The organism is uncultured Stenotrophomonas sp. (assembly GCF_913778665.1).
GTDB lineage: Bacteria > Pseudomonadota > Gammaproteobacteria > Xanthomonadales > Xanthomonadaceae > Stenotrophomonas.
The window spans coordinates 24684-37284 of record NZ_CAJYVQ010000007.1 but is presented as its reverse complement, the minus strand read 5'-3'; the positions used below and the strand labels follow the sequence as shown (position 1 = coordinate 37284).

Below are 12601 nucleotides of genomic sequence, written 5' to 3'. Positions count from 1 at the left end.
CCTTCCATGGCATGCTCCTTGAAACCGTTTTCATGGAATGGAGGGATTCCACGATGTTGTCGCGTTTCCGTCGCCCCGCGCTGTGCGCGCTGTTGGCGCTTGCTCTGCCCGCTGTTGCCTGGGCCGCCACACCGGCGCCACTGAAAGTAATGTCGTTCAACGTTCGCACCCCGGCCGATACTGAACCGGGCAAACGTTGGCCCGACCGCCGCGATGCGATGGTCAAGGTCATTATCGATGCGCATCCGGCAGTCATCGGCACACAGGAGCTGGTGCAGGAACAGGCCGAGTACCTCGCCCAGCATCTGCCCGGCTACCGCTGGTTCGGCGAAGGCCGCCGTGGCGGCAGCGGTGACGAACACATGGGAGTGTTCTACGACACCCAGGTCCTGACCATCGAGCAGTCCGGCAACTTCTGGCTGTCCGATACGCCGGACGTGCCGGGCAGCATCACCTGGGGCAACCTGTACCCGCGCATGGTCACCTGGGCGCTGTTCCGCCGTCTCGACGATGGCCGCCGCTTCTATTTCATGGATACCCACCTGCCCTACCGCGACGAAGACGAACCGCGCCGGGTGAAGGGCGCCGCGCTGATCGGCAAGCGCTTGGCCACACTGCCGTCCGAGCTGCCGGTGGTGCTGACCGGCGACTTCAACAGCGAACCCGGCGGCGACACCTACAAGGCATTCACTGGCCTGCTGCAGGACACCCGCACGCAGGTGAAAGCACCGCAGGGCCCGCGCCTGACCTTTCATGATTTCACCGGCAAGGCCACCGCACAGCTGGACTGGGTACTGGTGCGTGGTTTCCACGCACGTAGTTTCCTCACCGACGACCGCCGCATCAACGGCGTGCTGCCGTCGGACCACTTCCCGCTGGTGGTCGAGCTGGACTGGCCCTCGCCCTGAACCTGCGCGGCAGCCGCGGCTACTGCCGTGGCTGCCGTGACAAAAGCCGATACAACGCCTGGTGCTGGTCACGGGCCTGGCAGATGCGGGCACCGACCGCGAGGAACACGGCGATTCCGATCAGGCCCAGACCCACCAGGGGATCCGCCAGGCGCACGAAGCCGATGGCAGCAGCCATCGTCGCCAGCACCAGCAGCACCACGACCGCCACCGATAGTCCGGCACCGGGTGGCCCCGGATCACCGAACAACATGCGTCGTGTATCCCGTTTTTCACTGCTCATCGCCGTTCCTCCCAAGGGCCCGACCCACTAGTTACACGGCGGACAGCGCTTCCGGCAGAGTCATAAACGTCACAACTGTGACGGCGTCCACAGCATGCACTGCGCTACGCTGTCGCTATCTCCAAAGTGTGGAGGACGCCATGGCCCACCAGAGTCGTCTGGCCGGATTCATCATCGACTGCCAGGACACGCCCGCTGACGAAGGCGCACGCTTCTGGGCGGCTGCACTCGGTCTGCAGGCGCAGCCATCGTATGGCGAAGATGGCGCCGAGTACGCCGAACTGCAGAATGCGCCGGGAGGGCTGCAGGTGGAGGTGCAGCGGGTCGCTCACCCCTCGCGGGTGCACCTGGACATCGAGAGCGACGATATCGATGCCGAGGCAGATCGACTGGAAAAACTTGGCGCGCGCCGGATCGGCTTCGTCAAACGCTGGTGGGTGATGGAAGCGCCCACCGGCCATCGCTTCTGCATCGTACGCATGCGCGAACGCGCAGTACCGGCCAATCTCTGGCCCTGAAGCAGAAAGAGACGGAAGCCGCGGCTTCCGTCCCCTCATGCCTACTGCAGCTGCGCCACGCTGGGTTGCTGCGGCGATTGCCCCCAGCCGCCCAGCGCCTTGTACACACCAACCACGCTGACGTTGACTTCCGCCTCGGCCGCCGCCAATGCATCGTCCGCCGCCAACTGCGTGCGCTGCGCATCCAGCAGGGTCAGGAAGTCTTCCGAGCCTTCGCGATAGCGGATCTGAGCCAGCGATTCTGCACGTCGTGCCGCCTGCGCCTGCTCGACCACGATCGCTAGCCGCGCCTGCTGCTTGGAATAGCGGGTCAGCGCGTTTTCGGTGTCTTCCAGTGCCAACAGCACGGCCTGCTCATACTGCGCAGCCACACCCTCAGCTTCCGCCTTGCTGGCACGCAGGCGCGCACGCACGGTGCCGAAGTCGAACGCAGCCCAGCTCAGCGACGGCGTCAGCGACCAGGCCTTGTTGTTGCCATTGACCAGGCCACTGGCGTCGCCGCCGAGGAAGCCGACGAAACCGGACAACGACAGCCGCGGGAACAGGTCCGCAGTGGCCACGCCCACGCGCGCCGTCGCCGCCGCCAGGCGACGCTCGGCCACACGCACGTCGGCGCGCTGGCGCAGCAGCTCGCGGGTGTCGCCCAGCGGCAGCGCCTTGGCGAACGCCGGCACCTCATGCGGTGCCAGCATCGCGGTCAGCGTTTCCGGACGCTGGCCCAGCAGCACTGCCAGGCGATTGCGCGACTGCGTTTCGGCCACTTCCAGCAGCGGGATATCGGCCTCGATCGCCTTCAGCCGGGCACGGCTGCTCTGCACGTCCAGCTCGCTACCCGCGCCCAGCTCCCAGCGCGCCTCGGTCAGCTTCTGCGTATCGCGCAGGTTGGCCAAAGTGTGCTGGGCCACAGCGATGCGCTTCTGCGTGCCACGCAGTTCGAAGTAGTTGCGTGCCACTTCGGCGGCGACCAGTACCTGCGCATCAGCCAGGTTGGCCTGCTCGGCGTCGAGGTCTGCGCGCGCGGCTTCCGCAGCACGGCGCTTGCGGCCGAACAGATCCAGCTCCCAGCCGGCGTCGAAGCCGAGCTGGTAGCTTTCACTGAACACTCGCTGCCCACCCAGCTGCGGATCGGGTTGCTTGCGGCGGTCGTAGCTGCCGCCTGCGGTGATGTGCGGGGCCTGGTCGAAACGGCTTTCGACGAACACCGCCCGGGCCTGGCTGACGCGGGCCACCGCCACGCGCAGGTCGAGGTTATCCGACAGTGCGCCATGCACCAGCTCTTCCAGCACCGGGTCATCAAACTGCGCCCACCAGCTGGCCACCGGCGAGGTGGTGCTGAACACCGGCTGCTGCGCGCCCTGCAGCACCACCGGCTCCTGCACCGGCGCCTTGTAGTTCGGGCCGACGCTGACACAGCCCGCCAGCACCAGGCTGGAGACGGCCATCGCCAACGTGCGGATCACCATGGCAGCACCTCGCCCAGGTAGGTGAAGCTGCCGCTGGCGCCGGATTCACCGATCAGCGCCATTTCCACGCTGGAACGTGCGCCTTCACTGATTTCGATTTCGCCGTTGCCGCCGTTCATGTCGGTCTTCACGTACCCCGGATGCACGGTGTTGACCTTGATCGGGGTGTTGCGCAGTTCGTAGGCCAGGCTCAGGGTCCAGCTGTTCACCGCCGCCTTGGAGGCGTTGTAGGCCGGGATCTTGAAGTCGTAGATGGCCGACGCCGGGTCGGCGTGCAGCGTCTGCGAGCCGAGCATGCTCGATACGTTGACGATGCGGCCGGACTTGGCCTGCTTGACCAGCGGCAGGAAGGCCTGGGTTACCGCGACCAGCGCATAGACGTTGGTGTCGAAGGTGCGCTTCCAGGTATCAAGCGACTGTTCCGACGGCGCCTGCGCCGGGTTTTCGATCATGATGCCGGCATTGTTGACCAGGATGTCGAGGCGACCGTGGCGCTGGCGCACCTGCTCGACCGCTTCGGCGATGCTGGCCGCGTCGGTCACGTCCAGCTGCAGGGCCTCGACCGGCAGGCCTTCAGCCTGCAGCTTCAGTGCCAGCTCCACCGCGGTATCGCGCCTGCGACCGGCCAGCAGCGTGTGCACGCCGGCCGCTGCCAGCTGGCGGACGGTTTCCAGGCCGATGCCACGGGTGGCGCCGGTCACCAGCGCGATCTTGTTCTGATGGGTGTTCATGGATGCATGCCTTGTCTGTGGGGAGAGTGGCCGCCGGCCAACGACCGGCGGCGGAGTTCGGTATCAGTGGTGGATGGTCGGTTCGCCGTGCTGCACCAGCTGGCCGCCACCGTTGCGGGTAACCAGCTTGCGCAGCGCCACGTAGAACACCGGGGTGAGGAACAGGCCGAACAGGGTCACGCCCAGCATGCCGGCGAACACGGTAATGCCGGTCACCGAGCGCACCTCGGCGCCTGCACCGTGCGACAGCACCAGCGGTACGGTGCCGGCGATGAACGCGATGGAGGTCATCACGATCGGGCGCAGGCGCAGGCGGCAGGCTTCCAGCGCGGCTTCAACGATGCCCTTGCCGCCCATCTCCAGCTCTCTGGCGAATTCGACGATCAGGATCGCGTTCTTGCACGCCAGGCCCATCAGCACCACCAGGCCGACCTGCACGAACACGTTGTTGTCACCGCCGGTCAACCACACGCCGAACAGCGCAGACAGCAGGGTCATCGGCACGATCAGGATCACCGCCAGCGGCAGCGACCAGCTTTCGTACAACGCGGCCAGTACCAGGAAGGCCAGCATGATCGCCACCGGGAACACGATGAACGCGGCCTTGCCCTGGGTCGCCTGCTGGTAGCTCAGGTCGGTCCATTCGGTGGCCATGCCCACCGGCAGTACCTTGCCGGCGATCTCGGTCAGCTTGTTCATCGCCTCGGCCGAGGACAGCAGGCGCGGATCGGCTTCACCGGCGAGGTCAGCGGCCGGATAGCCGTTGAAGCGCAGCACCGGGTCCGGACCGAAGGTCTGCTTGATGGTGACCATCGAACCGATCGGCACCATCTCGCCGCGGTCGTTGCGGGTACGCAGCTTGCCGATGTCCTCGACCGTCTCGCGGAACGGACCGTCGGCCTGGGCGATCACCTGCCAGGTACGGCCGAACTGGTTGAAGTCGTTGACGTAGGCCGAGCCCAGGTAGGTCTGCAGCGTGTCGAACAGTTCGGTGAGCTGCACGCCCTGTGCCTTGGCCTTGACGCGGTCCACCTCGGCATCCAGCTGCGGCACGTTGGCCTGGTAGCTGGAAATCGGGAAGGCCATGCCCGGGGTCTGCGCAACAGTGCCCTGCATTGCCTGCACGGCGTTCTGCAGCGCACCGTAGCCCAGGTTGCCGCGGTCCTCGATGAACATCTGGTAGCCGTTGCCGTTGCCCAGGCCGAGGATCGGCGGCGGCATCATCGCGAACGCGAAGCCTTCCTGCAGCCCGGCGATCTTCTGGTTGATCTCGGCATTGATCTGCGCGGCGGTGCGGCCATGGCGCTCGGCGAACGGCTTGAGCGGGATGAACGCCACACCGGTGTTCGGCGTGTTGGTGAACTGCAGCGCGTTCAGACCGGGGAACGAGATGGTGTGGGCGACACCATCGGTTTCCTGGGCGATCTTGGCGACCTTGCGCAGCATTTCATCAGTGCGTGCGATCGACGAACCTTCCGGCAGCTTCACACCCGCAATCAGGTACAGCTTGTCCTGGGTCGGGATGAAGCCCGGCGGCACGAGCTTGAAGATCACGCCGGTACCGACCAGCAGGATCGCGTAGACCACGAACACCGCGCCACGACGGCCGAGGATGCGGGCCACGCCACGCTCGTACTTCTCCGAGCTGGACTTGAAGAAGCGGTTGAACGGCCGGAACACCCAGCCGAACAGGCGGTCGATCAGCCGGCTCGGGCCATCCTTCGGTGCGCCGTGGGCCTTAAGCAGGCGCGCGGCCAGGGCCGGTGACAGGGTCAGCGAATTGATCGCCGAGATCACCGTGGAGATCGCGATGGTGACCGCGAACTGCTTGTAGAACTGTCCGGTGACACCGGACAGGAACGCCATCGGCACGAACACGGCACACAGCACCAGCGCGATCGCCACGATCGGGCCGGACACCTCACGCATGGCCTGGTGTGCCGCCGCGGTGGGCGACAGGCCCTCTTCGATGTTGCGCTCGACGTTCTCCACCACCACGATCGCGTCGTCGACCACGATGCCGATCGCCAGCACCAGGCCGAACAGGCTCAACGTGTTGATCGAGAAGCCCAGCAGGTACAGCGCAGCGAAGGTGCCCACCACCGACACAGGCACCGCGATGAGCGGGATGATCGACGCGCGCCAGGTCTGCAGGAACAGGATCACCACCAGCACCACCAGCGCGATCGCTTCCAGCAGCGTGGAGACCACGGCCTTGATCGAGTCGCGCACGAAGATGGTGGTGTCATACACGGCTTCGTACTTCACGTCGGCCGGCATCGTCTTCTGCATCTCGTCCATCGTCGAGATGACCTTGTCGCGGATCTCCAGCGCGTTGGCGCCCGGCGACTGGAAGATACCGATACCCACTGCGTTCTTGCCATCCAGCTGCGAGCGCAGGGTGTAGTCACCGGCACCCAGTTCAAGGCGGGCCACGTCGGCCAAGCGCACGATCTCGCCATCGGTGCCGCTCTTGAGCACGATGTCGCCGAATTCCTTTTCGGTCTTCAGCCGGCCCTGGGCGTTGATCAGGGTCAGGAACTTGCTGTCCGGCAGCGGTTCGGCGCCAAGCTGGCCGGCCGAGACCTGCACGTTCTGCTCGCGCATGGCACGCACCACATCGCTGGCAGTCAGGCCGCGCGAGGCTACCTTGTCCGGGTCCAGCCAGGCGCGCATGGCGTAGTCGCCACCACCGAAGATCTGCGCGTCACCCACGCCCGGAATACGCGCCAGCGCATCCTTGACGTGCAGGCGTGCGTAGTTGCGCAGGTACAGGGTGTCGTACTTGCCTTGCGGCGAGGTCAGGTGCACCACCATCAGGAAGGTCGGCGACTGCTTCTGCGTGGTCACCCCCTGCCGGCGCACGTCCTCGGGCAGGCGCGCCTGCGCCTGCGCCACGCGGTTCTGCACCTTCACCGCCGCCGCGTCCGGGTCGGTGCCCGGGCGGAAGGTGACGGTCATCTGCAGCACGCCGTCGGAACCGGCGACCGACTTCAGGTACATCATGCCTTCGACGCCGTTGATGGCTTCTTCAAGCGGCGTGGCAACGGTCTCGGCAATGACCTTGGGGTTGGCGCCCGGATAGACCGTGCGCACGACCACCGACGGCGGCACCACTTCCGGGTACTCGCTGATCGGCAGGATTGGAATCGTGATCAGGCCTGCGGCGAAGATCACGATCGACAGCACCGCCGCGAAGATCGGCCTGTCGATGAAGAAACGGGAAAAGTCCATGGAGGAATTCCTGGGAAAGGCCGCCGGCGGGCAACAGCCACCCTGCCCCTCGCCGGGATGACGAAGGCAGGGACGGCTGCCGCTGGCGCCGGCAGCTAAGCGGAAACGCGGATCAGGAGACGGCGGATCAGTGCTTCAGGGCGGCGGTGGCATCGCGGCCCGGTGCCGGCGCAGCCTGCGGCTGCATCGCCACCGCCTTGGCCTGCACCGGCATGCCCGGCATGAAGACCTTCTGCACGCCGTCGATGATCACCTTGTCGCCGGCGGCCAGGCCGTGCTCGACAATGCGCAGGCCGTCGGCGGTGCGGCCGAGCTGGATGTCACGGCGCTGGGCCTTGCCATCCTTGTCGACCACGTACACGTACTTGCGGTCCTGGTCGGTCAGCACGGCCTTGTCGTCGATCAGCATGGCCTGGAACTGGCCACTGCCGAGCAGCTGCACGCGGGCGAACAGGCCCGGCGTGAACTGGCGGTCGGCGTTGTCCAGCAGAGCGCGGACGCGGATGGTGCCGGTGCTGCGCGCGACCTGGTTGTCGAGGAAGTCGACCTTGCCCGCGTGCGGGTACCCTTCTTCACCGGACAGACCGACCTTCACCGGCAGCTCGCTGTCACGCTCGCTCGGGCGCTCGCCCTTGCGTGCCATCTGGGCATAGCGCAGGAAGGTGCTTTCGTCGGCATCGAAGTAAACGAACACGGTATCCAGCGAAACCAGCGTGGTCAGCACGCTGGCGCTGTCGCCGGCGGTGACCAGGTTGCCGGCGGTGACCATCGCGCGGCCGGCACGGCCGTCGATCGGTGCACGCACCTTGGTGAACTCCAGGTTGAGGCGGGCCGCATCCAGCGCCGCCTGCGCGGCCTGCACGGCGGCACCGGACTGGTCAGCGGCGGCACGACGCTGCTCGGCGGTCTCGGTGGAGATCGCCTGCTGTTCGGACAGGCGCTTGGCACGCTCGGACTCGCTGCGCGCCAACGTGGCCTGGGTACGTGCGCGGGCCAGTTCGGCGGCAGCGCGATCGTACTCGGCCTGGTAGCTGCGGGCGTCAATGGTGAAGAGCACTTCGCCCTTCTTCACTTCCTGGCCTTCGACATAGTTGACCTTGTCGATGTAACCGGAAACGCGCGGACGCAGTTCAACGCTCTGCACCGCCTCGACGCGGCCGCTGAACTCGTCCCACTGGCTGACCTGCTTGACCAGCACCGGCGCGGCGCTGACCTGCGGCGGCGGCGGCGCACCGGCTTCTTCGGCATGGCCGCCGCTGCAGGCCGCCAGTACGGCTGCGGCGAGGATCGACACGCCGACCATCGCAATGCGATGGCCGAAACGATGTGGGGTGGTATTGGGGGAAGTCATGGCATGCATCCGTACGGAGGGGTGGTACAGCTATATGAGAACGTGTTGCAAAGAGCGGCGGCGAATACTGCGACCTCAACCAAGGTCGAGGTCAAGCGACGCCGGCGGTATCGCGCCACAAAGGAGGAACTTCAAGGCGCAGGAGGCCGCGCGGCAATTCGGCATCGCTGCTGTCACAGCGGACGATGGCGCGGTTGTCACGGCAACCATCCAGCAGCGAGACCACGCGGCGGCCGACCAGCAGCGAGCTGGGCCACTCGATGCAGGCGTTGGCCGCGTTGGCCGGGGTGCACACCGGGCTGCACACTTCCAGCATCTGCGCGCGCACGCCCAGCGCCTGCGCTTCCTGGTGCACCACCTGCGCATACATGCGCAGTGCGGCGGTGGTGATCGAGGTTTCGCCGTAGCCCGCCCATGGCTTGGCGTTGGCCGGGCTGCCGATCATCACGTAGCGGCGCGCGTGCACGTTGTCCTGCAGCAGCGGCAGCAGGTGACGCACCGCGTGTACGTGCGGCATCAGATCGGCCTGCATCGCGCCCATCAGTTCGTCACCGTTGCGATCGGTCACCCGGCCGCGGCGGTACGGGCCGCCCATCGCGGCGATCACCGCCGCCAGCGGTCGCGGGCGCTGCGCGATGCGTTCGGCCAGCGCGCGCGCCGATCCATCGTCGCTGAGCGAACCCAGCACCGTCTCCAGGCCCGGCTCATCGGCAAACTGCTCGTGCAGTGCCGCCAGCCGGCCCGGGTCGCGGCCAACCACAAGCACCGGGCTGCCGGCCTCCAGCAATGCGCCGACCACGCCCTGGCCGACCGCACCGGTGCCACCGAGGACCAGGACTTCGGGCGTCAGTATCCCATTCACGGGACATTTCCTCCCAAATCCGGGATAGTCCCGATTCGACGCAGGCGGTCGCCCTTATGCGGGGCCAGGCGGATGGCGCCGCCACGCTGCTGACGCATGGGCGCGGTAAACTCACGGAAGTCCTTGTGCACCAAGGAACTCGGACGGGCTTCGACGGTCATCGCCAGGTCCAGGGTGTTCTGGCCGGCGTTCCGGAGTCGGGCAAGAATGTTGCGCAGGCTCATGGCGGACGGGCTCCAATTAACGAATGGCGCCACGATAGACCTCAAACCTTTACTTGATTAGTCCTGATTAAGGGGAATAATCATCCCGCACCCGGTCCAATCGTTCTGTCACGATTGTCCCATTCCCGACGTCCAGGACCCCCGACCATGTCCCACGATCTCAACGAGACGCTGATCTTCGTCAAGGTGGTCGAGCAAGGCAGCTTCATTGCCGCTGCCAAATCGCTCGGCCTGCCCAAGACCACGGTCAGCCGCAAAGTGCAGGAACTGGAAACGCGCCTGGGCGCGCGCCTGCTGCACCGGACCACGCGCCGCCTCGGCCTGACCGAAGCCGGCTCGATCTATCACGAGCACTGCCAACGCATCGCGCGCGAGCTGGAAGAAGCCGAGAGCGCGGTGAGCCAGTTGCAGTCCGGCCCGCGCGGCTGGCTGCGCTTCACCGTGCCCTACTCGATCGGCATCACCTGGATCGCACCGCTGCTGGGCCAGTTCCATGCGCAGTATCCGGAAATCCGCCTGGACATGCACATGGGCAACGAGAAGCTGGACCTGATTGCAGGTGAAGCGGACCTTGCGCTGCGTGTCGGTGCCCTGCCCGATTCCAACCTCGTCGCACGCAAGCTGGGCAGCCTGCGCACGCAAGTGTTTGCCAGCCCGGCCTACATCGAACGCTACGGCGAACCGCTGCACCCGGAAGAGCTGCAGTTCCATCGCATCCTGGCCATGCGCAAGCCCTACCACACCGGCAACTCGCCTCGTTTTACCTGGCAGCTGGGCGAGAACGGCGGCGAACTGCGCGATTTCCCGGTCACCCCGCTGATGACCGCCAACGACATGTCAGCGTTGAACGGCGCGCTGGTGTGTGGCGAAGGCCTGCTGCTGACCGGCGATGTGATGGCCAAGCCGTTCGTCGAGTCGGGCATGGTGCGCCGCGTGCTGGCCGGCTGGACCGGCCCGGAAGTGGATTTCAACGCCGTGTTCGCCGGTGGCCGCCTGGTCTCGCCGAAGGTGCGTGCGTTCGTCGACTTCCTGGTCGAGAAGCTCAACTTCGACGCCAACTACATGCTGGCGCAGTGCCCGGGCGCGAAGCTGGCGCAGCAGCAGAAGGCGCAGGAAGACGCGGCGCTGGAAAGCAGCGGCAAGCGCATTCTGGAGAAGGTGGCCGTTTCGGCGGCATGACCGCCGCTTGTAGAGTCGAGCACGGCTCGACTCTACAGTTCGGACAGCACGTGTTCCACCAGCGCGCGCAGCTTCGGCTCGGCCTGGCGGCGGCTGGGGTAATACAGGAAGAAGCCCGCAAACCACGGGCAATAGGCTTCCAGCACCGGAACCAGTTCGCCGCGCTGTAGCCAGGGCCGCCAGGTCTCTTCCATGCCGATGGCGAGGCCTGCGCCGGCCAATGCCAACCTGAGCATCACACCCATGTCGTTGCTGGTGATTTCCGGCCGCACATCAACACTGAATTCGCGGCCACGCTCTTCGAATTCCCAGCGATAAGGCGCCCTGCCCGGCGCGCTGCGCCAGCCGATGCAACGATGGGCCCCCAGCTCGCGCGGATGGGTCGGCAGATCGTGTGCGTCGCGATAACCCGGCGAGCACACCACCAGCTGGCGCTGCCGCGCCGACACCGGGACCGCGACCATGTCCTGCGCAATGACCTCGCCCAGTCGCACGCCGGCGTCGAAGCCCGCGCCGACGATGTCGAACGCTTCGTCGGTCACGGTGATGTCCAACTGCAGCGCCGGATAGCGTGCCGCGAACGTGGCCAGCAACGGACCGGCGAGGAACGCCTCGGCGATGGAGGAGACGGCGAGCCTCAGCTGTCCGGACACTGCGGACTGGCGCCGTTGGGTGGCCTCCAGTGCGGTATCCAGTTCGGCCAGCGCCGGGCGCACCGACGCCAGCAGCGCCTGCCCAGCGTCGGTCAGATTGACGCTGCGCGTGGTGCGCAGGACCAGGGCGATGCCCAGCGCCTGCTCCAGCTTGCTGATCGTCTGGCTGACCGCGGACCGGGTCACGCCCAGCTGGTCGGCCGCACCGGTGAAGCTGCGGCACTCGGCCACCCGCTGGAATACGGCAAGGGCATTGAGATCGACGGACATTGGTTAGCAGTTCTTAACAGGCTGATCGGCAATGGCCATCTTATCGCGACAATGCGGGCGATCTACCGTGGCGACACCGGGTCCAGACCGACCCTTTCCACCGATCAGGAGTCCTGCCATGAGCGTTTCCCGAACCATCCTCATCACCGGCGCGTCCAGCGGCATCGGCGCCGGCATTGCCCGCACACTGGCCCAGCCGGGTGCACGCCTGGTGCTGGGCGCGCGCCGCGTGGACCGCCTGCAGGCATTGGCCGACGAACTGCGCGGGCAAGGTGCGCAGGTGCTGGTGCAGGCGCTGGACGTGACCCAGCGCGCGCAGGTCGAGGCCTTCGCCGCCGCCGCGCTGGCGGAGTTCGGCAGCATTGATGTGATCGTCAACAACGCCGGCGTCATGCCGCTCTCGCCGATGGCCTCGTTGAAGGTGGACGAGTGGGACCGGATGATCGACGTCAACATCCGCGGTGTGCTGCACGGCATCGCCGCCGTGCTGCCGCACATGCAGGCGCGCGGCCAGGGGCAGATCATCAACATCGCCTCGATCGGTGCGTTGTCGGTGGTACCGACGGCGGCGGTGTACTGCGCGACCAAATACGCGGTGCGTGCGATTTCCGAGGGCCTGCGCCAGGAGCACCGCGAGCTGCGGGTGACCTGCATTCATCCGGGTGTGGTGGAAAGCGAGCTGGCTGACACCATCACTGATCCGGTCGCGGCAGAAGCGATGGTGCAGTACCGCGCCATCGCACTGCAGCCCGATGCGATTGGCCGCGCGGTACGGTTTGCGATCGAGCAGCCGAGCGACGTGGATGTGAACGAGATCGTGGTGCGGCCCACCGCCACGATCTGACGTGGGCAAGGCCACGTCGCAGGCTATCGGCGTGCCGAGCAACGCTCGGCACCCACAAAAATGCCGCCTGCAAGGGCGGCA

The 12601-nt window shown here is 66.4% G+C and carries 12 protein-coding genes; 4 read left to right on the top strand and 8 right to left on the bottom strand.

Annotated elements, in window-relative coordinates:
* Positions 1-53: 53 nt before the first annotated feature.
* Entirely contained in the window at positions 54-908 is an 855-nt protein-coding gene (locus tag QZ853_RS08550) for an endonuclease/exonuclease/phosphatase family protein (protein ID WP_295572004.1), read from the top strand.
* A gap of 19 nt (positions 909-927) precedes the next feature.
* Here the strand turns inward: QZ853_RS08550 and QZ853_RS08545 are convergent, their stop codons facing one another.
* Entirely contained in the window at positions 928-1191 is a 264-nt protein-coding gene (locus tag QZ853_RS08545; RefSeq protein ID WP_295572002.1) for a hypothetical protein, read from the bottom strand.
* A gap of 140 nt (positions 1192-1331) precedes the next feature.
* On the opposite strand from QZ853_RS08545, the gene QZ853_RS08540 reads away from it, so the two are divergent.
* Positions 1332-1709, top strand: coding sequence for a VOC family protein (locus QZ853_RS08540; protein WP_295572001.1), 378 nt, complete (start codon positions 1332-1334; stop codon positions 1707-1709).
* 41 nt (positions 1710-1750) lie between these two features.
* On the opposite strand, the gene QZ853_RS08535 is transcribed toward QZ853_RS08540, so the two are convergent.
* The 6 genes from QZ853_RS08535 to QZ853_RS08510 form a co-directional block, all read right to left on the bottom strand.
* On the bottom strand, positions 1751-3172 hold the full coding sequence (locus tag QZ853_RS08535) for an efflux transporter outer membrane subunit (protein ID WP_295571999.1): 1422 nt from the start codon (positions 3170-3172) through the stop codon (positions 1751-1753).
* Positions 3166-3903 carry an SDR family oxidoreductase gene (locus QZ853_RS08530; protein ID WP_295571998.1) on the bottom strand — a complete coding sequence of 246 codons (738 nt, stop codon included), beginning with the start codon at positions 3901-3903 and terminating at the stop codon, positions 3166-3168. Before QZ853_RS08530 ends, QZ853_RS08535 begins: the two co-directional genes overlap by 7 nt.
* A gap of 63 nt (positions 3904-3966) precedes the next feature.
* Positions 3967-7137: a multidrug efflux RND transporter permease subunit gene (locus QZ853_RS08525; RefSeq protein ID WP_057493810.1), complete on the bottom strand. Its 3171-nt coding sequence runs from the start codon at positions 7135-7137 to the stop codon at positions 3967-3969.
* Positions 7138-7264: 127 nt separating this feature from the next.
* Positions 7265-8488: an efflux RND transporter periplasmic adaptor subunit gene (locus QZ853_RS08520; protein ID WP_295571995.1), complete on the bottom strand. Its 1224-nt coding sequence runs from the start codon at positions 8486-8488 to the stop codon at positions 7265-7267.
* Between the two features lie 91 nt (positions 8489-8579).
* Entirely contained in the window at positions 8580-9350 is a 771-nt protein-coding gene (locus QZ853_RS08515) for an SDR family NAD(P)-dependent oxidoreductase (protein ID WP_295571993.1), read from the bottom strand.
* On the bottom strand, positions 9347-9574 hold the full coding sequence (locus QZ853_RS08510) for a hypothetical protein (RefSeq protein WP_005409108.1): 228 nt from the start codon (positions 9572-9574) through the stop codon (positions 9347-9349). The genes QZ853_RS08515 and QZ853_RS08510 overlap by 4 nt, the downstream gene beginning before the upstream one ends.
* 147 nt (positions 9575-9721) lie before the next feature.
* On the opposite strand from QZ853_RS08510, the gene QZ853_RS08505 reads away from it, so the two are divergent.
* Positions 9722-10753, top strand: coding sequence for a LysR family transcriptional regulator (locus QZ853_RS08505; RefSeq protein ID WP_295571992.1), 1032 nt, complete (start codon positions 9722-9724; stop codon positions 10751-10753).
* Positions 10754-10785: 32 nt separating this feature from the next.
* On the opposite strand, the gene QZ853_RS08500 is transcribed toward QZ853_RS08505, so the two are convergent.
* Positions 10786-11676, bottom strand: a complete 891-nt coding sequence (locus QZ853_RS08500) for a LysR family transcriptional regulator (protein ID WP_295571991.1) — start codon at positions 11674-11676, stop codon at positions 10786-10788.
* Positions 11677-11794: 118 nt separating this feature from the next.
* Between QZ853_RS08500 and QZ853_RS08495 the strand changes: the two genes are divergently transcribed.
* Complete coding sequence (locus tag QZ853_RS08495; protein ID WP_295571989.1) at positions 11795-12520, top strand: SDR family oxidoreductase; 726 nt, start codon at positions 11795-11797, stop codon at positions 12518-12520.
* The last annotated feature ends 81 nt before the right edge of the window (positions 12521-12601 follow it).

Excerpts from the sequence above, each read along its gene's own strand:
- QZ853_RS08550 (WP_295572004.1), top strand. The coding sequence starts at position 54 with ATGTTGTCGCGTTTCCGTCGCCCCGCGCTGTGCGCGCTGTTGGCGCTT.
- QZ853_RS08505 (WP_295571992.1), top strand. The coding sequence starts at position 9,722 with ATGTCCCACGATCTCAACGAGACGCTGATCTTCGTCAAGGTGGTCGAG.
- QZ853_RS08520 (WP_295571995.1), bottom strand. The coding sequence starts at position 8,488 with ATGACTTCCCCCAATACCACCCCACATCGTTTCGGCCATCGCATTGCG.
- QZ853_RS08540 (WP_295572001.1), top strand. The coding sequence starts at position 1,332 with ATGGCCCACCAGAGTCGTCTGGCCGGATTCATCATCGACTGCCAGGAC.
- QZ853_RS08495 (WP_295571989.1), top strand. The coding sequence starts at position 11,795 with ATGAGCGTTTCCCGAACCATCCTCATCACCGGCGCGTCCAGCGGCATC.
- QZ853_RS08530 (WP_295571998.1), bottom strand. The coding sequence starts at position 3,903 with ATGAACACCCATCAGAACAAGATCGCGCTGGTGACCGGCGCCACCCGT.
- QZ853_RS08525 (WP_057493810.1), bottom strand. The coding sequence starts at position 7,137 with ATGGACTTTTCCCGTTTCTTCATCGACAGGCCGATCTTCGCGGCGGTG.
- QZ853_RS08510 (WP_005409108.1), bottom strand. The coding sequence starts at position 9,574 with ATGAGCCTGCGCAACATTCTTGCCCGACTCCGGAACGCCGGCCAGAAC.
- QZ853_RS08545 (WP_295572002.1), bottom strand. The coding sequence starts at position 1,191 with ATGAGCAGTGAAAAACGGGATACACGACGCATGTTGTTCGGTGATCCG.
- QZ853_RS08500 (WP_295571991.1), bottom strand. The coding sequence starts at position 11,676 with ATGTCCGTCGATCTCAATGCCCTTGCCGTATTCCAGCGGGTGGCCGAG.
- QZ853_RS08535 (WP_295571999.1), bottom strand. The coding sequence starts at position 3,172 with ATGGTGATCCGCACGTTGGCGATGGCCGTCTCCAGCCTGGTGCTGGCG.